The sequence below is a fragment of the Streptomyces sp. NPDC058683 genome (assembly GCF_042716195.1).
GTDB lineage: Bacteria > Actinomycetota > Actinomycetes > Streptomycetales > Streptomycetaceae > Streptomyces.
Map to the genome: position 1 here is coordinate 120,727 of NZ_JBHXSK010000001.1, position 19,802 is coordinate 140,528.

The 19,802-nt window shown below is 69.3% G+C and carries 17 protein-coding genes; all 17 read right to left on the reverse strand.

What is annotated here, in order from left to right:
* Positions 1 to 67 precede the first annotated feature (67 nt).
* Complete coding sequence (locus ACFWXC_RS00685) at positions 68 to 1,969, reverse strand: ATP-binding cassette domain-containing protein (protein WP_384470775.1); 1,902 nt, start codon at positions 1,967 to 1,969, stop codon at positions 68 to 70.
* Between the two features lie 70 nt (positions 1,970 to 2,039).
* Positions 2,040 to 2,930, reverse strand: a complete 891-nt coding sequence (locus ACFWXC_RS00690; RefSeq protein WP_384470778.1) for an aminoglycoside phosphotransferase family protein — start codon at positions 2,928 to 2,930, stop codon at positions 2,040 to 2,042.
* Between the two features lie 480 nt (positions 2,931 to 3,410).
* Positions 3,411 to 4,202, reverse strand: coding sequence for a zinc-dependent metalloprotease (locus ACFWXC_RS00695; RefSeq protein ID WP_384470781.1), 792 nt, complete (start codon positions 4,200 to 4,202; stop codon positions 3,411 to 3,413).
* Positions 4,203 to 4,513: 311 nt separating this feature from the next.
* Complete coding sequence (locus tag ACFWXC_RS00700; protein ID WP_384470784.1) at positions 4,514 to 5,026, reverse strand: NUDIX domain-containing protein; 513 nt, start codon at positions 5,024 to 5,026, stop codon at positions 4,514 to 4,516.
* Positions 5,027 to 5,181: 155 nt separating this feature from the next.
* Positions 5,182 to 5,658 carry a hypothetical protein gene (locus ACFWXC_RS00705; protein WP_384470787.1) on the reverse strand — a complete coding sequence of 159 codons (477 nt, stop codon included), beginning with the start codon at positions 5,656 to 5,658 and terminating at the stop codon, positions 5,182 to 5,184.
* 252 nt (positions 5,659 to 5,910) lie between these two features.
* The gene (locus ACFWXC_RS00710; protein WP_384470790.1) at positions 5,911 to 6,444 is read right to left on the reverse strand and encodes a MarR family transcriptional regulator; all 534 of its coding nucleotides are present in this window, start codon (positions 6,442 to 6,444) and stop codon (positions 5,911 to 5,913) included.
* A 312-nt stretch (positions 6,445 to 6,756) separates the two neighbouring features.
* Entirely contained in the window at positions 6,757 to 6,918 is a 162-nt protein-coding gene (locus ACFWXC_RS00715) for a hypothetical protein (protein WP_384470793.1), read from the reverse strand.
* 261 nt (positions 6,919 to 7,179) lie between these two features.
* Entirely contained in the window at positions 7,180 to 8,430 is a 1,251-nt protein-coding gene (locus ACFWXC_RS00720) for an acyl-CoA dehydrogenase family protein (RefSeq protein WP_384470796.1), read from the reverse strand.
* A 128-nt stretch (positions 8,431 to 8,558) separates the two neighbouring features.
* Positions 8,559 to 9,203 carry a GAF domain-containing protein gene (locus tag ACFWXC_RS00725; protein WP_384470799.1) on the reverse strand — a complete coding sequence of 215 codons (645 nt, stop codon included), beginning with the start codon at positions 9,201 to 9,203 and terminating at the stop codon, positions 8,559 to 8,561.
* A 286-nt stretch (positions 9,204 to 9,489) separates the two neighbouring features.
* On the reverse strand, positions 9,490 to 10,050 hold the full coding sequence (locus tag ACFWXC_RS00730) for an ATP/GTP-binding protein (RefSeq protein WP_384470802.1): 561 nt from the start codon (positions 10,048 to 10,050) through the stop codon (positions 9,490 to 9,492).
* A gap of 43 nt (positions 10,051 to 10,093) precedes the next feature.
* The gene (locus tag ACFWXC_RS00735) at positions 10,094 to 10,513 is read right to left on the reverse strand and encodes a DUF742 domain-containing protein (protein WP_384470805.1); all 420 of its coding nucleotides are present in this window, start codon (positions 10,511 to 10,513) and stop codon (positions 10,094 to 10,096) included.
* On the reverse strand, positions 10,513 to 11,001 hold the full coding sequence (locus ACFWXC_RS00740) for a roadblock/LC7 domain-containing protein (RefSeq protein ID WP_384470807.1): 489 nt from the start codon (positions 10,999 to 11,001) through the stop codon (positions 10,513 to 10,515). Before ACFWXC_RS00740 ends, ACFWXC_RS00735 begins: the two co-directional genes overlap by 1 nt.
* Positions 11,002 to 11,066: 65 nt before the next feature.
* Entirely contained in the window at positions 11,067 to 12,482 is a 1,416-nt protein-coding gene (locus ACFWXC_RS00745) for an ATP-binding protein (protein ID WP_384470810.1), read from the reverse strand.
* A gap of 860 nt (positions 12,483 to 13,342) precedes the next feature.
* On the reverse strand, positions 13,343 to 14,551 hold the full coding sequence (locus tag ACFWXC_RS00750; RefSeq protein ID WP_384470813.1) for a hypothetical protein: 1,209 nt from the start codon (positions 14,549 to 14,551) through the stop codon (positions 13,343 to 13,345).
* Positions 14,548 to 15,549: a thiopeptide-type bacteriocin biosynthesis protein gene (locus tag ACFWXC_RS00755; protein ID WP_384470816.1), complete on the reverse strand. Its 1,002-nt coding sequence runs from the start codon at positions 15,547 to 15,549 to the stop codon at positions 14,548 to 14,550. Before ACFWXC_RS00755 ends, ACFWXC_RS00750 begins: the two co-directional genes overlap by 4 nt.
* Positions 15,531 to 16,754 carry a lanthionine synthetase C family protein gene (locus ACFWXC_RS00760; protein ID WP_384470819.1) on the reverse strand — a complete coding sequence of 408 codons (1,224 nt, stop codon included), beginning with the start codon at positions 16,752 to 16,754 and terminating at the stop codon, positions 15,531 to 15,533. The genes ACFWXC_RS00755 and ACFWXC_RS00760 overlap by 19 nt, the downstream gene beginning before the upstream one ends.
* Positions 16,751 to 19,801 (reverse strand): lantibiotic dehydratase, encoded by a 3,051-nt coding sequence (locus tag ACFWXC_RS00765; protein ID WP_384470822.1) that lies wholly within the window; start codon positions 19,799 to 19,801, stop codon positions 16,751 to 16,753. The genes ACFWXC_RS00760 and ACFWXC_RS00765 overlap by 4 nt, the downstream gene beginning before the upstream one ends.
* Position 19,802 lies beyond the last annotated feature (1 nt).

Here is a 19,802-nt window from a genome sequence, read left to right on the forward strand (position 1 = left end):
CTGGGGGGCTTGTGAGGAAGGTGTTGGGGGCGCCGCCTCTGTGCGGGCAGTGGCGGCGCCCCGGGGCTCAGCGGGTAGTGGACAGGGCCAGGAGTTCAGCGAACAGGCCGCCTCCGGCGGCGAGTTGGTCGTAGGTGCCCTGCTCGGCGATCCGGCCCTGCTCCAGGACGAGGACCTGGTCGGCGATCTTGCAGTTGATCAGCTGGTGGGTCACCACGATCGTGATGCAGTCGCCGGCCAGCGCCTTGATCTTCTGGAGGATCGTGTGCTCGCCGCGGGCGTCCATTTCCGAGGTCGGCTCGTCCAGGATCAGCAGACCTGCCCTGCGGTACAGGGCCCTGGCGCAGGCCAGGCGCTGCCACTGGCCGCCGGAGAGTTCGCTGCCGCCCCACAGTTCGCGGGCGAGCAGCGTGTCGAGTCCGGCCGGGAGATCCTCGACGGCCTCGGTCAGGCCGACCGCGTCGATCGCCTCCCGGACGAGGGCGTCACCGTCCTCGTGTGGCTGGCCGAGCGTCACGTTGTCGCGCACGGACAGCGGCCACTGCGCGAAGGACTGCGGGACCAGCCCGGACATGACCCACAGGCTCTCGGGGTCGAGACCGGCCACGTCCTGCCCGTTCCAGGTGACCCTGCCCTTGTCGGTCAGGTAGATGCCGGCGAGCAGGCGGGCCAGGGTGGACTTGCCCGATCCGTTCTCGCCGACCAGGGCGATGATCTCGCCCCGGCCCGCCCGCAGCGACACCCCGTCCAGGGCCGGCTTCTCCTTGCCCGGATACCGGTAGACGACCTCCTCCGCCCGGAGCTCTTGCACCGGACCGGCGAGAGTCCGCTCGCCTCGCTTGGGGGCGCGGTCGGCGGCGAAGGCGAGGAAGGCGTCCATGTCGGCGAGGTAGAGCGAGGTGTGGAACATCGCCGCTCCGTAGATGACGACCTGGCTGAGCGCGGCGAGGCTGGTCTGCACGGCGATGACCGCGGTCCCCGCGACCGCCGGCTCGATCCTGCCGGTGCTCGCGAGCCAGGCCAGCGCGGCCCAGGTGGCGACCAGGAAGATCCCCCCGATCGCCGAACTGGTCAGGACGATCCTGAGCATGCTGGGCGCGGCGGCCAGCGTACGGGCGTCGATCCGCTCGGAGATCGACCGGTACCAGAAACTCAGGTAGCCCGTCATGGTGTTGGCGCGGATCTCGTCGGTGTACTTCACGCTGGTGGCCCAGCCGCGCAGGTTGTGACGGACGTTGCGGTCGCCCACGTTCGCGTAGTGCGTCTGATAGGTGACCTTCGCGTGCAGCACGGCGCCGGCACCGGCGGGGACCACGGCGAGCAGCAGCAGGGGCAGCAGCAGCGGGTGCAGAACGGTCAGGACCCCGCTCGCGGCGACCAGGCGGATGAAGGCGGCGGTCAGGCGGGTGGCGTCCTGCACCATGACATGGCCGCGGACCGCGCCCATCTCGGCGGCCTCCTGCCGGTCCGCGCAGCCGTCCTCGGCGCGGGCGGCGGCCTCGATGCCGCACACCGCCTCCACCAGGCTGCTGTCCGCCTCCGTGGTCAGCCGCGGGGTGATCCGCCCGTCGGCGTAGGAGGACAGCGCGGTCGCCGTCCTGCCGGTCATCGCGGCCAGCGCGATCACCACCAGGGCGGGGAGCGCCTCGTGAAGCCGGCCCGCGACCGGCCCGGCGGTGAGAACCTCACGCATGGCGTGCGCGGTGCCGGTCAGCTGGACGGCGGCGCTCACCCCGATGGCCAGCTGGCAGCCGGCCAGCAGCATGACGGCGTGGCGGTCGATGGACCACGCGATCCCGGCGGTCCGTGCGAGCACCGCGGGCAGTTTGCGGACCATGGCCGTGAACCCGGTCTCTTCGAGGGGGTTCTTGCTGTGCTTTCCGGTGTAGCGCAGCTCGGCGGGCGGCGGGGGCGGCACCCGGCCGGCTCCCACCACACCCGTCGCCTGCGGCTGGGAGACAGTGTTCACCGCAGCCCTCCGCGCAAGCCCGGGCGGCGAACGGACAGTCCCTTGCCGGACGGTCGAGGTGGTGTCCAGATCACGGCTGCACCTCTTCGTGGAGGCGGGCCAGTACCACCCGGGCGTCTTCAACCGCCTGACGGTGGCCAGGGGCACACTCGTCGGCGGCCAGCGTACGCACGGCGTGCAGGGCGGTCAGCGCGCGCAGGGCGAGGCGCTCGTCGGTGCTCAAGGCGCGGCCGTAGCCGCTGAAGAAGTCGTTGCGCAGGCGCGGCCGGGCCACCCACGGGCCACAGGCCAGGCGGGCGAAGTCCACGACGACCGGCGCGAACCGGGATTCCTCGAAGTCACGCAGGGACAGGTGCGCCTGGGGACCCCAGACCAGACCGGATTCGAGACAGCCGTGGACGAAGCCGAGGGGGAGCCGTCCAAGGACCCGCAGGCGGTCCGTCAGCAGGAGGATGAGTTTCTGCTCGACCGTCGACAGCCGGTCCTCTGCCGCGTCCAGGTACGGGCGGGCGTCGTCGGCCAGGCGGGCCAGGGCCGCGGACGCGTCCTGGTGGTCGGCGGCGGTGGGCTTGCCGGCGCGATGCAGCCGGGCGACCAGCGCACCCGAGCGCCAGTGGATCCGCTGCAGGGCGGTCAGCTTCACGTGAAGGTCCGGAAGGGGAAGGCCGGGCAGGTCGGTGAGGAGCAGGGCCAGGTGGGAGGGGAAGGTGGCCAGCAGGCGCGGCGCGTTGCCCGCGCCAAGGGCAGCCACCGCGTGCCGGTAGGCGAACGTCTCCCGGGTGTAGCCCTCGCCGCTTCGGGCGATCTTGATGACGAAGCGGGCGTTGTCACCGGCCCGGACCACGCGCCATGAACCCCGCGAGGACAGGTCCGGCGAGGCGGTGTGTGCGGGGGTGAGCGTGCCCAGCTTCTTCTCGGCCCAGACGCGTACTGGTTCGGGCAGCAGGGTCGGGTCGGTCATGCCCCCCACCTCGGTGTCGTGCGTGATCGGTCTGCACCGGCCAGAGGAATGCTGTCGACCCGGTGCACGGGAGTGCCCGGTGTGTGGTGTGCCGAAGCAGGGGGGAGCGAGGCGGGGGCGGGAACGGGATTCATGGATTCCTCCAGTAGTCGGCTGATGAGCGCGGCCGAGTGGCGGTCATCTCCGGGGGACACGGCCTTTGCCCCGGCTGCTGTCAACAGCCGGACATCTGGGCCGCGTTGGGGATGACTGATGATGACCGGGACAACGATCGGGCGCCCGCCTTCGAACACGCGTGTTTGAGTCGCATCTCCAGCCCGTGATTCCGGGGCCGAATCCTGTCGGCCCTTTCCCTGTGCGGAGCGCTGGTCGCAGCCGGTGGCCGAATCGCCGCGATCCGATGCAGGAGTGACGTGTGGTGTCTGTGGCACGAGGCCCGGGGTGGGGGACGTGCCCGCAGCCGGGGCCTGGCCGTCGCGGTCAGCAGGTCTGCCGTCGTATCCACCGGGCCGGGTGCCGCAGCTCGGCAAGCGTGGGCAGCAGCTCGTGCTGCACCCACATGCGATTGAAGACCTCGGTGCCGACGGCGGCCAGGGCCGTTTCGACGAACGAGGTGGAACGGCGCTTCCACGCCCGCGCGCCCCCTACATCCCCGGCCAGGCTGGCGCGGATCACGTCCACATGCCATTGCCGGCGGTGTTGGACGGGCTGGCCGAGGACGAGGGGGCTCACCTGCAAGCTCGTCCATTGGGCGTGGCCCTCTCCGAGGTGGAATGCCGGATCCTGCTCGCGCAGGGCGACGAGGCGGCCCTTGCCCGGGATCACACTGGCGCCGCACGCGGCGACCTGGGCCTGCTTGGCGAGGGACTCGACCATCAGCGCACACAGCCGGGTGTGATCGCTGGTCAGCTTCTGCCATGCGAGGGTCGTCGGCACGATCAGGGTCTCTGGCCGGTTGGCTCGGGCGCTGTCGGCGATGGTGAGCGACGTGGTCGTTGCCCACTGCATGCGCACGGTCCATTCCGTGCCCTCGGCGAACACGTTGGCCCCGTCGCGTTGCCGGGCGGTGAGGCCGGCGGGGGGTGTTTCGTGTGCGAAGCGGTGCCGAACGAACGCGTCGTACTGCTGAGCTGCGGTGACGATATCCAGGAGACGCACGGTGACCTGGGGCAGAGCCAGCCCCGTGGCCTTCTCCACGTACGGCGCCGCCGTGTGCAGGAGGCCGGTCATCCGGTCGGCTAAGTCGTCGCAGTGATCGGTCTCGCTGATCACACGGATGGTGTTCATCTGAAGGTCCCTGATCGTGGGCTGACGTGATGGGGGAGCGGGCGGAGGACGCTGCCCGCGGGGAGGCCGGGATGTGAAGTTGGCCGCGCTTGTCCCGGGACGGGACACCGACCCAGGGAAGGCCGCCCGCTTCACCGCCCCGCCGGATAAGGCGAGGCGGTGAAGCGGCTTCCTCGACACGGGGTGTGGGATCCTGGCGGCGGGCCCGCACCGTGAGCTGTCCTCGTCCGGCGGGTTTCCGCAGCCCGGCATGGCACCGCTCAACGGCTCTTACACAGCGGTGCTAACGCTGAGCTCTATCCGCGCTCGTCGCCGACGCTCTGGCGTGGCAGTCCGAGGAGCAGTTCCAGGAACTGCCCGGTCTCGGCGGCTTTGAGGCATTGCTGGATGCGGCGCAGGGAGTGATCGACGGCGAGCTCTTCGATGGCCGCTCGCTCGACCCAGCGTGCTTCTCCGAACCGGCCTGCCTCGGTGACGACCGGTTCTACGTTGTCGGGGAGGTGCACCTCGTAGACGTAGTTGACGCCCTCGTCATGCTTGCCGGGAGTCGCCGGCACATGGTCCGCAGCCAGCAGACGGCCCGGGGTGACCCGGAGTTCCAGCCTCTCGGCGAGGCTGCGGCTGAGCGTGCGCCACGGAAGCTCGTTCGGGCCAGCCGAGCCACCGGGCATACCCCACTGGGAGACGGTGATGCTGTACGGCCGGGTAACCATGAGCATCCGCGATCCCCTCAGAACGAGGGCGTGGGTACCTACCCGACGCGGCGGTGGGTTGTCGAACCAGTTGTCATTGTCTGCTGCTTGAGCCATGGGCCCTCCTTGAAGAGACGGCAGTGACGGGGCGCTCCCTCGCACTGGCTACAGCGGTCGCCGGCGGGAGGGGCGTTCGTGTCCCGCCCTCGGGTGCCGTCACGCCCCCTGCGTGACGGCGGCGGGTGTCTGTGCGGCGCCGATGCAGTCGGCAATCACAAGAGGCTGCGAAGGGCGCCCAGGGGGATCGTGATAGCCCGCTCGATGTCCCAGTGGCAGGTGACGATCCGGGTGTGCAGGTTGCGGTACGGCACGCGGCACCGCTCGTCCGCAGCCCACTGCCTCAGCGTTTTGGTCTCGCCGAAGGCGTTGTAGAGCGTCTCGGAGGTAGCGGGCCTGCCGAACTGTCCTGGAGTTCGGCCCGTCGGCGCGGTGACGCATACGGTTTCTGGCCCGCCACTGGTCAGGCCGCCGCGGGCGAGTCCTTTCAACGCCGCGCGAATGACGCGGCCATCGACCTTGCATCCGGCGGCGAGAGAGGAGCAGTCCATGGTGGCGCCGGACGGGATCTGGCCGTCGAGGATGGCTTCGCGGAGTCTGCGGTACACGACGCTGGCCTGGTCCGCCTGTTGCGGGTCGAGGCCGACAGCTTCCCTGTTCAGCAGTGTGATCGTTTGCGTGGGCACGGTCATCCTGTGGTCGTTGGGCTGGTTGGGGCTCTCTGCCGGGAGGACACGGATCATCGGCGGGGAGGAGCCGCTTCGCGTCAGGGCAGTGGAAATGCGCGGCTATGTGCTGGTCAGCCGGAGGCAGGCCGAGGGCTACACCAGGGCCCCTGGCTTCTTGGTTGCGGCCGGGTGAGGTGTAGTAGGTGTCAGGGCAACTTTTCCGGCTGGAGACCCGTTCCTAGGGCAGAGGCCGCCAGAACCCGTGCGGAGCAGGGCTCAGGTGTGGGAGCTGCCAACGGGGTGGGCAACGGCGGTGACTTGGCCCAGGACAGCGGCATCCGTGACCGTCGCGGCACCGCTGGCAGGCACGGGAAGCTGCCTTACGGTCAACAGGGCCCCGGCCTTGAGAGCACGGCCGACGGCGGGATCGAGCATCACCTTGAGGACAACCGCCCCATCCGAATCTTCGGTCCTGTCGCCAGCCAGGAGGGGACAGCCGATGTAGGTCAGCGCCGGAACGCCCTGTGCCGCAGAACCGTCGGCAACGATCTGATACGAGCGAGGACTGCGCGGATGGCGAGTGACCAGGCCCTTCTCTTCCAGCGTCTTGAGCTGGCGGGCCACCGATGACGTGCTCGTCAGCCCGACGGCATCGCCGATCTCCCGGTACGACGGAGGGAAACCCCGCTGTCGCGTTGTCTCCCGTATGTGGTTGAGGATCCGGAATTGTCGATCCGTCACGCCTTTCGGTCTGGAGCTGGCGTTCGGGCTCGGACTGCCGCCCGGAACCTGCGGATCATCAATTGGCATAGGTTTCCTCGGTGGTTCGTGTCGGAAGTGCGGTTGCTTCTGATGGGCAATGGGCGCAACCCCGCTGCGAGGGTGGCGAGCGGCCGTCGGCGTTAGCGCGGTCGTGCGCCGTACCGAGTTCGGTGTGTTCCGGCCCCTGTACGCGCGATGCCCCACACGCGGTGAGTACAGGGACCGGATCCTCGCGGCCTCCGGCTCTCAACCGGCCGGGGGATCGAGGAGCAGTGCCTGCTGCTGAAGTAGTGAGGTCTCGGCTGCAGGCGGGGGCCCGTACGCGGCAGTGGACGGTGACGGGGCTGCCGCGCACGGGGCTCAGGGGCGGGGGTGGCAGGCGACGTGATGGGCGACGGCGGTGACCTGGCCGAGGACGACGGTGTCGCCGAGGGCGCTGGCGACGGCGTTGGCCACGGGCAGGTATTGGACAGTCAGCAGGGCGCCGGCGTGCAGAGCGCGGCTGGCCGCAGGGCTGAGCACGACCTTGAGAATGACGGCCGGTCCCTCCTCGTTCTCAGTGTCGGCTTGAGCGAGGAGGGGATCTATCGCCGGGGTAGGGCGTCCAGCGGGCGCTGGCGGAACTTCAGTCGTCATGGGCTTCCTGTACCGATCGTATGGAGACGGGACGGAGTCCGGGCGGAGGCAGCCGGATTTCTCCGTCGTGCGGCCACCGGACCCGTGAATTGAGCGGATGCCCGGCACCGCTGTCCTTGGCGCGGAGGTGCTCGTCGCGCGTGGGGGTCAGGCGGCGGTCGGATCCGGGGCCGGCCTGGTCCAGGCGGCCTCGGCTGCGAAATGTTGGGACCACTGGATGGTCTCGGTGCCTAGGGCGTACTTGGCCAGGCGCAGTCGCTGGAACTCCCCGGTGCCGGCGGGCGGATAGATGTTCTGGATGTCCCGCCACATGCGCTGGAGAGCGTAGTCGGCGTCCAGGGCGCGGGCGCCGTGCAGTTCCATGGCGTCTTTGCCGCTCTGGAAGGCCAGTTGGTGGCCGGTGTATTTGGCGGTCAGCAGTGCCTCGTCACAGCTCGCGCCCTCGTCCAGGAGGTGGACGGCCGCGTAGGCACCGGTGCGCGCGTTGTGGAGACGGGCTTGCATGTCCCCGAGACGGTCCTGGGCGACGGGAAGGTCGGCCAGGTGTCCGTGATAGCGGTGGCGGTTGCTGAGGAAGTCTGCGGTGAGATCGACGACGGCTTCGTGCAGGCCGAGACTGACGGCGGTCAGATTGGGCAGGCCACACAGGGTGCTGCTGCTCAGGGCGACATACAGGCCCTTGCCGACTTCGCCGAGCACATGGTCGTCGGGGACTTTGACCCGGTCGAGGCAGAGCCGTCCGGCGGAGAAGCCGTGCAGACCCAGTCGGCTGCTGTGAGGGTGGAGGGCTACGCCCTCACGGTTGTCCTCGACGATGAATGCGGTCAGCGCCTGTGAAGCCGTGACGTCGGCGGAGGCAGTACGGGCGACGACGAGGTGCACTCCGGCGATGTGGCTGTTGCCGATGTGCAGCTTCTCACCGGTCAGCACCCATCCGCTGCCCTTGCGTTCGGCGGCGGTCTCGATGCCGCCGATGTGGCCGCCAGCCTCGGGTTCGGTGACCGCGATCGACCACAACAGCGACCCGTCGGCTGCGGGAGGCAGCCATGCCTCCTTCTGCTCGGCCGTGCCCCACCGGCGCAGCGCCTCGTACGGGATGAGGCTGGCCTGGAAGATTGCCGCCGTGGCTGCGGAGACCACTGCGAGGCGGTGGATCATGATCGTTTTGGCGACGTGACCTGCGCCCATCCCTCCATACCGTGTGGGGATGGTGACTCCGAACCAGCCTTGTTCGGCGAGGCGTTGGGGTACTGCTCGTTCCACCTGGTTCGGGGTGGTCTCCATGCGCGGCACGCACGGGGCCACGACGTTGGTGGCGAAGGCGTCGGCCTCGGCCCACAAGCGGTGGTGGTGGGGGGTGAGGTAGGGGGTGAGCTGGGGTGGCGGCGTGGTGGGCATGGTCGTGTCCCTCTCCCAATGCGGGGGTCGCAGGTCCCTGTGTGGGGTCGCAAGGCGGGTGCGGCCGGATCTCCGAGAGTCCGGGGATCCCGGGTGGGGGGTGGCGCGGTCGTTTTCAGCGCACCAGGTCACGCGGCGCGGAGGGCATGCATGACCTCGGTGCCGGTGGACTTGACGATGCTGAGGAGCCGTCGGGCGTCGGACTGGGGGCGGGCTTCGGGGTCGATGGTGCACACGGTGCCGAGCACGATCCCGGTCTGCTGGTGGATCAATGGGGCGCCGAAGTAGCTGCGGATGCCGACCGCGTCGACGACGAAGTTCCCGGAGAAGCGCGGGCTGGCGTGGACGTCGAACAGGGGCAGTCCGGTCTTTCGTTTGACGACGGCGGGGCACCAGCCATGCTCAAGGCTCATGGTGCGTCCGAGGATCAGATGGCCCGATTCCATCGGCGGGTTGTGCAGGCCGACGAAGGTCTGCTGGTCCAGGAAGATGTTGACGAAGCCGTAGAGCATGCCCGTGGCCTCGGCCAGGTGGTCCGCGAACTGGTCCATGAAGGCGTGCGCGCCGGTCGGCATGCCCAGATGCTGGATCAGCTCCATCCGGGCCTGTTGTTCGGCCAGTTCCTGGGCGCGGGCCGCGCTGACCGTCTCCTGGCCCAGACGGACCGTGTCCGGCGGTGGTACGAGCAGGTGCCGGTCGGCATGCGGCAGTAAACGGTCTGGGGTCCGGCGGTCGAGCGCGGCCGGGTGAGGCGTACGAGGCTGGTTTGTCATCGGGTATCCGGTAGGGGAGAGTTGTCAGGGGTGAAAGGTGTCTCGAAGAAGCACGGGCTGATGCCGTCAACCGGGGGAAGACTGGCCACCGGCAGCGGTAGCCGGCGTTTGATCGGGTCGGGCAGCCACGTGTCCCACCACGCGGGGTCCGGCTGCTGATGGGCCCTCCCGTTCTGCGTGCCGGCCGGGCCTGACTCGGAAACGATCCGAGCGAGGGCCTCGACAGGGAGATTCTGAACTGCGGTGCCAGCGGGCTGCGGTGACTTGGGGTTCGGCTGTTTGGGCATCACGCGTCCTGGAAGCTTGGGGTGGTCCGGGTTTGGTCGAGGGCGTGGTCGACGAGGCGGAGCAGAACTTGGACGATGGAGTTGGCTTCGCGGGCATCGCAGGTCATGAGCGGGATGCCGGGAGCGAGGGACAGAGCCTGACGGACCAGGGGGAGTGGGTAGCGCTGTGCACCGTCGAACTGGTTGACGCCGACGACGAACGGGAGGTGGGCGTGTTCGCAGAAGGTGACCGCGTCGAAACTCACCTCCAGGCGTCGGGTGTCGGCCAGGACCACCGCGCCGACAGCGCCGCGCGCCAGGTCGAACCAGAGCTCCCTGAAGCGTTCCTGGCCGGGTGTACCGAACAGCATCAACTCGATCGGCACGGGCAGCTCGAAGTCGACCCGACCGAAGTCGAAAGCCACAGTCGTCTGGCTCTTCGCGGCCACCCCGGTCAGGCTGTCCGTCGCGGCGCCGGCCTCGGTCAGGTACTCCTCGGTGGAGATGGGCTCGATATCGCTGACCGTGCCCACCGCGGTGGTCTTGCCGACCCCGAACCCTCCCGCGATCAGGATCTTCAACGTCGCGGGCCCAATGGCCGCCGCTGTCGACTGGGGAGGCTGTTCAGCCGGCCTTGACGTCGGCGTCGGGCCACTTGCGGGCGAGACCGACACGGAGTGCCTCCAAGAGCTGTGTGGGCGGTGCGTTTCCTGCGGGGGAGTCGGTGTAGACGGTGACGGGCACCATCAGGACGCTGGCGTCGATCAGATCCGAGATGAGCACCCGGGCAGCCGTCAGCGGGAGGTGGACGGTGCCCGCCAGTTCCGCGACCGACCGGTGCCGTTGCCGGCACAGCTTGACCATCTGCTGGTACTCGACGTCCCTGAGGTTCGGCCCTGCTCTGCCGTCGCCCGCCGTCAGCAGGGTGTCGGGACGCAACCAGCGGTGGCGGGGGTGCGCGCGGCCCCGGGTGGCCAGGTAGGGCCGGATGGTCGCGGCCTCCGGGCCGGCGGAGGACGGCGTGCGCCCGCTCGGCCCGGTCATCAGGCGCTGCGGACGGACTCGACCATGTACGGAGCGAAGCGATCCACCAGGCGGCCCATCTCGAAGCCCACTGTGCCGGCGTTCGTCTCCGGGCCTGCGATCACGGCGAGAACCGTGGCGACCGACCCCGACACGCTGCCCGGCTGGTTCGGGAAGACTGCGCTGCTCCCGGCGATCGACGCGAAGATCAAGGCGTTCTCGCGCTCGACCAAAGCCAGCTTCAGCCCGCCCCGGTCGCCGCGCGGACCCGGGATGCTCTCGCACAGCGACGCCAGCGATCCCAGTGTTGCTGCCCACCGGTCGGCCGCATCCCTGTGGACCTTGCTGTCCACCAGCCTCAGTCCGTCCCGCGACACCAGCAGCGCGTGCGTGACACCGGGCACGGTCTCAACGAACTCCTCAAGCATCCCGCCCATCTGCTGACGGGCCTCCTCGTGCATGGAGGCGGCGACCGGCGCGCTATGGGACTGGGGGGTCTCGTAAGTCATGGAAATCACTCCTGCGGATACAAGGCCGGCCGCCGCCAAGGGGGCTGGCCACGTGTGTGGGGGAGTCAGGGGTGTGCGGGAGGCGGCACGGCGGTGGCCGTGTGGTCCCGGTTTCGGGCCGCGTTCACACCGCTTTGGAAGGCGCCCGCCAGGCCGTAGCGCGGCGCCGTCGACACATGAGCGGGCCGGGCCGGCTCAGGCATCCTGTCCTGGTCCTGGGACACCACCCGCCGAGGCAGCGGAGCCAGACCACTCGCCTCCACGGCCGTCGGCGACTGCTCCGGTCCAGGAACGGAGGGCTCTCCTCGGTCCGCCGCAGCCCCGGCCGGCCGAGCCGACTGCACCGGCGGCACGGCGCTCGCCGCTGGGCGGGCGAGAGTGTCCGGGGGAGGCGTCAGCGAGACCAGCCGCTTGGCTGGGACTACCACCAAGGCGGTAGTTCCGCCCGTCGGGTTCTCCGACAGCTGGACGGAGATCTCGTGGCGGGCGGCGATCCGAGCCGCAGTGAGCAGCCCCAGTTGCCCCATGCCGACCAGAGCACTCACGTCGATACGGTCCGGAGCCTGGAGAAGCTTGTTCCACCGCTCCCGTACCTCCGGCTCCATCGGAATCGCGACCCGGTCCTCGATCTCGATCGCCAGCCCCCTCGCCACGCGATGGGCCCGTACCTGGACCTTGGTCGCAGGGTCGGAATACTGCGTGGCGTTCTCGACGAGTTCGGCCACCAGATGTGTGACATCCGGACCTACATGCCGGGGAAGACCGACCTCAACCCCGACCGTTCCGACCGCGACGGTCACCCGGGAGTAGTGCATGATCTCCTGGACCGCGCCCCGCAGAACTTCCACCACGTTCACCGGATGCTTGGGACTGCGCAGCGAGTCGCCGGCCACCACAGCCTTGCTCTCCGCCCACCGCCGCAGCCGCGTGGCCAGGTGATCAATCTTGAAGATCACACTCAGCTGATCCGGGTCCTCGGTCAGCGCCTGGAGCTGATCCAGCCGCTCCAGCACCCTTTCAACAAGGGCGTGTTCGCGCCTCGACAGCTGCTTCATCATCGACAGCACCACGGTTGCTTGCGACTCGCTGTGTACGCGGATCAACGAAACGACGGTCTGCCACTTCACCTCGTCCAGCCGGGCCAATGCCTCGTCAGTCGGGCCCGCCCCCTCCGGGTAGGGAACGCTCTCCGGTACGGGGGGCGTGCAGCCCTGACACAGCTGATCTGCCGTCCACAGCACAGCCTTCTCGAGCGCTGCCGCTGCCTCGAAAATCCGCTGCAACTGGGCATTGTGCGCCCGGGTGATTGCCAAGGCGGCCGAGCGGGCCCGCAGGATTCCGGCCACCGCTGCGGCTACGAACCCGCACAGCACCCAGACCAGCAGCAGGAAGCCCGGCACGGGAATCACTCGCCACGCCGCCGCGGACACACTCAGCACCAAGAATACGATTGTCAGAGGGATCAGGACTGCCTCCCTCACCGGCTTCAGCACCTCGCGGCCAGCTAGCGGTTGGTGCCGACTACGCCGGCGATGCGTGACCGGACGGGTAGGGGACACGCCGTCAGACATGAGTTTCCTCAAGAATCGGTATCTGCCAAGGCAGGCGGGACGGGGACGGGAAATTTGGGGCGCCGCACAGGTCTGTCAAGGCATGCCGGAGACCTACTCCATGAACGGGGGCGGCAGAGACTCCTGACCGCCTTCGGTGCGGCTAGCCTGGGTGCTTTGGGTCTGTTATGGATTAACAGCGCAATGGTTGCGGCCAGCACGAGGCTCGGAGGGGCGGATTTCCGGGAACGTGCGGCATTTCGTGGATGGTGGCGGCCGTTCGGGATGTTTTTCGATATCAATCGGCCTTGAGAGGGCTGGTTGTACGGCTGCAGGTCTGGCGGTATCTACCCACGCCAGGAATGGGGCTGCAGGGCCGACAGAGGCTCCGGCGGTCGGAGCGCGCCGCATAGCCGGGATGCCGGCGAAGGCAGGAAACGGGGTGAGCACCTTGTCCTCCGGGGTGTGCAGACTTGACGTCTAGCGTCATCTCCGCGACGCCCGGGTGACCGTTTCCGGCTCTTGTTTTCGATTATAGGGAAAGCGAGACGTAACTGTCCCCTCGCGGGTCAAAATTCTGTGAAAACTGCATGCCCGGTCGAAGGGTGCGCCCGGAACGGGGAATTTGGTCGAATTGTGCGAATGGTGGCGGCTGTCGCGTAGACCAGAATTCATCGTGCCGCGCGAGAGTACCTTGCGTTGTGGCACCTGCCCCTCAGGGTGCGTTTGGTGCTGCGGAGCGTCCTTTACTTCGGTTAGGCGCGGGATAGTAGGGATGCCGGATGGACACGTCAGCTGCTTTCTGGCGGCGAAGCCCGGCTGACATCGATTGCTGCCCGGCGGCCTGGACCGCGAGTTGCCGTGCGCTCCTGGGCGAGGCAGTGAGCGAGGCTGGCGCCTGCTGTGCTGACGGCCTGCACCATCGTGGACAGCACCGATTCCTGCAGGGTGCCCCGGCCGAGGCCGCCGTCGTGAACGATCGCCTCCAACTCGTGGCGTGACCGCTCGTCGGCCGGTGGAGCGGGGTGACGGAGGATTTCGCGTGCTGCGTACGCGTCGCGCGCCTGTGCGGTGTCGCGAACGATCGCGTCGTACAAGGGTCGTGCGAGGGCCTCGCAGCCTTTCGGTACCAGGTCGATCGCCGCCAGAGCCAGCCGCACCCGGAACATGCGCAGGTGCGGCGGGGCCGGCTCCAGCGCATCCCGCACGGCGAGTGCCGCAGCGGCGAACCCTTTTGCTGTGGCGCGGCCCGCAAGGTGGTCGGCGTAGTGGCGGAGGACCTGCGCGACGGCTTCTTCCCACGGCTCCGTGATCGTGGCTTTGTCGATCAGGGAGTTGGCCGTGTCCAGAGCGTCCGTGCGCAGGCTCGCCACGATGCGTGCTTGCCTGCTGCCGTGCAGCCTCTCGGGTTCTCTGTCGTAGGCGGTCGCGTGTTCTGCCGCTTGACGCCATTGGTCAGTGGCGACGAGGAGGCGGGTGCCGTCGTCGAGCAGGAGGTCGTGGAGCCAGGGCTGGATGTGATTCAGGGTGGCGTCGGTGGTGAAGCCCGTGAGGTCGATGGTCTGTCCGTGGATGGTCACCGCGCCGCCGTTGTGTGCGGCGCGGTGCACGCTCATGAGCTGCTGGTAGGCGGTCTGCGAGTCGCCGGTTCGGGCGGTCAGCCGTACGAGGTTGACGATGGGCTGGAGGCTGGCGATGGCGGTGTCCCCGCTGACGGGCCATGCGGCCTGGAAGAGACGGAGCTGACGCATACAGAGGTCTGTCGCCTGGTCAGTCAGCCCGCAGTCGGCGGCGATCAGTGCGGACAGGTTCCAGGTGGCGCATGCGAGATTGATCCGGTCGCGGAGGGGTCGGTCCTGCGCCGACTTCTCGCTGCAGGTGCGGACTTCGTTGAGCCGGGCGGTGAAGTTGGGGTAGACAAGGTGGGGTCGGCTGACCAGCGGGAACCGCCTGGAGAGCCGACGGAGCCTTGCCTGTGGGTGCTGCGGCGGCACGGTCACGGCATCGGCCTTTCGGCGGGGGCAACGGGATGCAGGATCGCGGTATGTGCCGCGTGAGCGAGAACGCTCTGGGTGCGGGCGGGCAGGCCGATCCGGTTCCAGTGGAAGATCACGTGGTACGAGATGACCTCGCGCAGGCCGCGGTCGAGGGCTCCCTCCCGGGCGGCTGTGCCGAGGTCTCTTCCGGCCTGCCGGAACGCGCTCACCCAGTCGGCGGCGGGCTTGAGAAGGCGGTCCGACCGGAGTAGGGGGCCAGAGGGGCTGGTATCGGCGATGAGCAATTGTCGGAGGCTGTCGGCCATGGTGTGGACGTTGGCGGCCGGTACGTCTGAGGGAAGAGGCCGCTCCCGGGTGATGCGATGCCAGACGTCTCCTTGCTCGTACCACTCCAGTCCGGCGGCGCGCATCAGGGTGGCACACAGCAGCAGCGACAACTCCCGGCGGCCCAGCTCGCTATGGGCTGTGGTGAGGATGGCGTGACTGTCGGCGTGGAACAGGGTGTGGGCGATGGTCATGCTGGTGTCGCCGCCGAAGGCTGCGGTCTCGGGCTCGTAGATGCCGGGCCACCAGCGGTGGACTCGCCCGTCGGCCGTGAGTTCGTCGAGCATGTCGGCCAGTGCCAGGGGGAGCTGCCCTCCGAAGGCCGGGAGCAGCCGCATCCGCCAGCAGGGGTGCTTACGGATGAACCACCACCCGGTGATCAGACCGTCCTGTTGTGCCAGGTCCAGGACGGGAGCGATGTGGTCGGCGGCGATCTGCTCGGCCTTGCCCCAGTCGGTGAACTGGATGTACAGCTGACGCCATGCCGGGGATCCTGCCTGGTGAGCGAGGGCCTGTTGCCCGGCCTGCTGGTAGACGGTGACGGCGGCATCCAGGTCGGCGGGCTCAAGTCCGGCGCAGGCTGCGACGGCGTTCGTGTCACCGCCAGCCAGGACGTCCAGCACGGCGTGCAGGGTCGCTTCCAGTCGGGAGGGTTGGTTCAGTCGATCAGTAGGCATGCGTCCCATCCCGAGGTCGGCGCAAGGTAGTGGGCTGCGGTTGTCAGGGCGAGGGCGGTGCCTGCGGCGCCTTGCAGTAGGCCGGGGTCATGGCAGGGTTGGGCGTGTCGGGTCAGGGCGGTGGCCAAGTCGGGCAGGGCGGCGCGCAGAGCCGGGGTGGCGGCGTCGTGGGCTGCGCGGAAGGCGGTCTGGTAGACGCCCGCCCAGCCGTGGCACAGGCCGGCGTCTGTGATCTCGGACAGCTGATCGGGATCGGTCAGGCAGCGGATCAGGGCGTCCTCGTATAGGTGTTGGCGAGCCGGGTCGCGGCGAGCGAGGGCCGCGAGTTGACCGGCGCGGGCAATGCCGGGGGTGCCGTAGCACCAGCTGGGCCGTGCGGGGCCGCGCTGGGCGGGACGGCCGGCGCGGAGTTCACCGAGGCGGAGGTGTTCAGGCCACCAGCTTCCGGCGGGGCCGTCCTGCCGCCATGTATCGAGCCAGTGAAGGATGGTGTCGATAGCGTCTTCCTGTCCGTCGACCCTCACGCCTTGGCGCAGGGCGCGCGCAAGGAACAGCAGGGGGCCGGTGATGCCGTGGGCGGCGCCGAAGTTGGCGTGGCCGGCGGGGACGGCGGACGGGGTGAGGTCGGGCTGGTGATCGACCCACCAGCCAGGCAGTAGGCCCTGGTCGCCGTGCCGGATGGGTTGGGTGAGTCGTACAAGGTAGGCCAGGACGCGTGCCATCGCGGTGCCGGACGGGGACCGGCGCAGCAGGTACGCGCCGATGCCGGTGAGCCCGTAGAAGATGTCGTACTCGTGGAAGCTGGCTGGACGCCCGTGGCGCATACGTGATTGGGCCGCGTCGCATCTGCGGTGGGCGAGTTGGGCCACGTGGTGATCGAGAGCTGTCAGCGCGCCCTGGTACCGGGGTGCCTCCGCGGTGACGGCGCAGTCGAGCATGAATGCTGCGGCGGGCGCCCCCAGGTACAGGCCGCTGGTGTCGGCGGCGCTGACGGGGGTGGCGACAGCGTTCTTGATCCAGGGGTGTGCCTGCTGCCAGGTGCCGTCTCCGGTACGGGCGCGCTCGATGTGGAGGAGCGCGGTTCCCGCGGCGCCGGCGGCCAGGTCCTGCGCCGCCCAGGGCTGGTCTCCGGGTGGCGGGACGGGGGTGGTCAGGCGGCGGGCGAAGTAGTGCGCCAGCATGGCCGGGCTGGTTGCGGTGGTCATGACTGCCGCTCCCGGTGTCGCAGGGCGCAGGCCCGCGCGAGCCGGCCGGTGACGCGTTCGTGATCAGGGTCAACTGGCAGCGCCCGGATGCAGTGCTGGTGGAGCAGCGACCGCAGCACGCTGTCGGAGTTGTGCCCGGGGGCCAGCTGCTGCCGGTAGGCGGTCAGGGCGGCAGCACGCTGCCGCCATGCGGCCATGACATCGGGGCCGCCCGGCAGGGCTTGGAGAGCGGTGTGTTCGGGATCGGCCAGAGCCTGGGCCAGAGCGATTCGATCCCGGGGTATGGGGCCATGTTCTTGAGGGAGAGTGCGGGTCAACCAGTCCGATGCCTGATCTGCGTTACCGGTGAACCGCACCGTCAGGTCGAACATGCTCGCAGCGGTCAGAGCCTGCCCGGCGGCGAAGTCAGCTGCAGCGGCACGGATCTGCGCCACGCCGGCGGCCGAGTCTGCGGCGAACACCAGGTGCGCGGCGTCCAGAGCGTGGCCGTGCCCGTACGGGCCGGCCTGTGGCGGATGGGGGGCCAACTCCAGCCGGGACACCAGATGGTGGCTGTTGAGTGCGTCTGCCCAGTCGGTGACCAGCTGGGCGGCTGGACCGAAGGCGGCTGGCTCGGGGAGGCGCAGGTACAGATCCAGGTGCTGGTCGGAGTCCGGGCGGGCTGTGTCGCGATGGCGCCTGAACCACCAGAGCGGCATGGTGTCGAACTGGTCGAGCAGAGTGGGTAGGTGGCCGGTCAGGATCTCGTCGTACCGCTGGGAGTGCGCGAACAGCCGGGCATACAGAACGGTGGACTGGCTGGACGTCCCGGTGGCGGCGGCAGCGGCATTCGGTACGCGGGGCGGGCCGGCGGGGGTGGAGCTTGCCAGAGGGATCAGGAGCTGGTGGGGGCGGCCGATCCATGCCCAGTCCTGCACAGTGGTGCTTTCGCGCAGTTCGACCACGCGGTTTCGGTCCACGCCGGCGCGCAGCAGCGCCCGGTGGATGCGCTGGTCGAGGTCGAGGGACAGCTGCTGGCCATCTTCGACCAGAGCAAGGTGATCGGGGACGCAGAGCCGCTCACGCCATCGGGCTAGCGCCTTGTCCCAGTCGGCCATGGGGGCGGACCGGCCGGGCAGTTCCTCCGCAGACAGCAGCCAACGGGCAGGCGCGAGGACCGTCCGCTTGTACCGCACGCGTGGTAGGTAGGGCAGGGTGGAGGCGACACCGAAGGTGAACACCCTGTAGGCGGCACTGCGGGCGGTGGTGATCTCCGCCAGGAACCGGGCGAGCGGCGGTGTGTGGACGGACGCTTCCAGCGCATGGGTGACGCGAGGCTCGACGTGCTGCCCCGTTGAGGAGCGCACCAGATAGAACCGGCGGGCATCGGCAGTCACCGCCAGGTCGTCGAGCGCGATCACGCCGGGGCCGGACTCGTGGTGCTGGCCGAGAGGGATGGTGAAGGGCAGGACCTGCGCGGTGCGGGCGATGTTCTCGTTGCGGCGCCGCCTAGGGTTAAACGACAGTTGCGCCGCGACGGCGCCGGGGCTGGCGGTCGCGTACGAGTTGGTGAGCGCGGCCTGTGCGGACGGCGGGAGCAGGTGCGTGAACCGGCCGAGCATGCTGCTGCCGGGGCGGGGGGCTCCGGTGATCAGCAGCCGGAAGTCGCCGCACTGCACGGCATCCAGAGTGGGGGCGTGGATCTCCACGGCGATCTCAGCCCGGGGCAGCGGCAGCAGCGGTTCGGCGTGGTCGGCGGTCAGGTCGGCGATCGTCGCCCGGGTGAGGACCAGCTCGCGCCTCCCATTGAGCATCGCCTCCTGGAGCAGGCGCAGGATCTTCTCGTCCCGATCGGTCACCTGATATGGCGGGCGGGCGCGCTCGGAGCCCAGGAAGCCCGCGGGCAGTCCGAGGCCGCTGTCCGCAACCAGGTCCAGTACGGGCACGAGGGCCTCGTTGCCGTACCGGTTGAGGAACCGCTGGTGGTAGTCGCGCCATTGCGGATACCCGTAGGGATAGGGCGACAGTTGGTGCATGACCTGGGCGGCTTCGGCGGCTTCGGTCAGGAGTGCTTCGGGGATGTGGGCGGTGCAGTCCAGCGCGGCATCCACAAGAAGGGGCACGCGACCGGCGGAACTCACGCGCTGCATGCTCTGCGTCAGCCGGGCGCTAGGCGTCCAGGGGGCGACGGTGTCTGGGTGGTTCAAGCCGTCTTGGATTGACGCGAGCTGGGACGTTAGTTCTGCGACATCGGGGATGGCGGCGGCGTCTGCTTTCTGCAGCTCATCGCATAGGTGGGTGAGCGTGTCGATCGACGTCATCGGGGGCCACAGACTGCTGATCAGGATGTGCTTGCCCAACAGGCCGGAGATCAGGCTGGTCAGCTGGTCGGGGCGCGCAGTGGGGAACCGGTCGGCCAGGCGGTGCACGAGCAGGGAATAGGGGATCGGGGTGCGGGCCGCCTCCAGCACCGCGGCCACGGGCCGGCTGAGGCGGACCGATAGCTCGATAGGGGCGTAGCTGGGGGTATGAGCGTCGGCCGGAATTCCCTCCACGACGAGCCGGTTGCCGCGGGAGTGGCCGGTGTTGTTGGCGACCACTGTCAGCCGGGCCAGTAGGGCGGGGCTGCCCTCCAGCCGGCTGATGACGTCCGTCAGCCAGTCGGAATCGGGCCGCAGAATCGTCCGGTACCCCTCTCCCCACCGGACGTGGGCAGCTTGAGCCGGCTGTGCGGGGGCGACACCGGCGAATACCCCGAACGGCGTGGGCCGGTGATTCCACCGCAGGAGGTAGGCCGCCACCGACCGGACGGCCCGCCGGATGCGGCGGGCATCGGCCAGGCTGCCGCTCAGGATCTCCTCGACGCGTCGGCACAGGACAGGGCTGGCAGCGGACAGCGCGTCGGGTACCGGGGCGCGCCACACCTCGGCCAGCCACTGCCGGCCACGCGCCGTGACGTCGTCGCCGTGCAGGTCGAGGTCCGGCACGGGTATTTGGCGGGAAGAGGTGGAGGCGCGCAGCAGCAATCCCGGCTGCCACTGATAAGTGATGGGTGATCCGTGGGCCACC

What these genes read in the sequence shown, in the direction of transcription:
- ACFWXC_RS00690 (WP_384470778.1), bottom strand. Translation starts at nt 2,930, where the DNA reads ATGACCGACCCGACCCTGCTGCCCGAACCAGTACGCGTCTGGGCCGAG.
- ACFWXC_RS00700 (WP_384470784.1), bottom strand. Translation starts at nt 5,026, where the DNA reads ATGGCTCAAGCAGCAGACAATGACAACTGGTTCGACAACCCACCGCCG.
- ACFWXC_RS00705 (WP_384470787.1), bottom strand. Translation starts at nt 5,658, where the DNA reads ATGACCGTGCCCACGCAAACGATCACACTGCTGAACAGGGAAGCTGTC.
- ACFWXC_RS00710 (WP_384470790.1), bottom strand. Translation starts at nt 6,444, where the DNA reads ATGCCAATTGATGATCCGCAGGTTCCGGGCGGCAGTCCGAGCCCGAAC.
- ACFWXC_RS00720 (WP_384470796.1), bottom strand. Translation starts at nt 8,430, where the DNA reads ATGCCCACCACGCCGCCACCCCAGCTCACCCCCTACCTCACCCCCCAC.
- ACFWXC_RS00725 (WP_384470799.1), bottom strand. Translation starts at nt 9,203, where the DNA reads ATGACAAACCAGCCTCGTACGCCTCACCCGGCCGCGCTCGACCGCCGG.
- ACFWXC_RS00735 (WP_384470805.1), bottom strand. Translation starts at nt 10,513, where the DNA reads ATGACCGGGCCGAGCGGGCGCACGCCGTCCTCCGCCGGCCCGGAGGCC.
- ACFWXC_RS00740 (WP_384470807.1), bottom strand. Translation starts at nt 11,001, where the DNA reads ATGACTTACGAGACCCCCCAGTCCCATAGCGCGCCGGTCGCCGCCTCC.
- ACFWXC_RS00755 (WP_384470816.1), bottom strand. Translation starts at nt 15,549, where the DNA reads ATGCCTACTGATCGACTGAACCAACCCTCCCGACTGGAAGCGACCCTG.
- ACFWXC_RS00760 (WP_384470819.1), bottom strand. Translation starts at nt 16,754, where the DNA reads ATGACCACCGCAACCAGCCCGGCCATGCTGGCGCACTACTTCGCCCGC.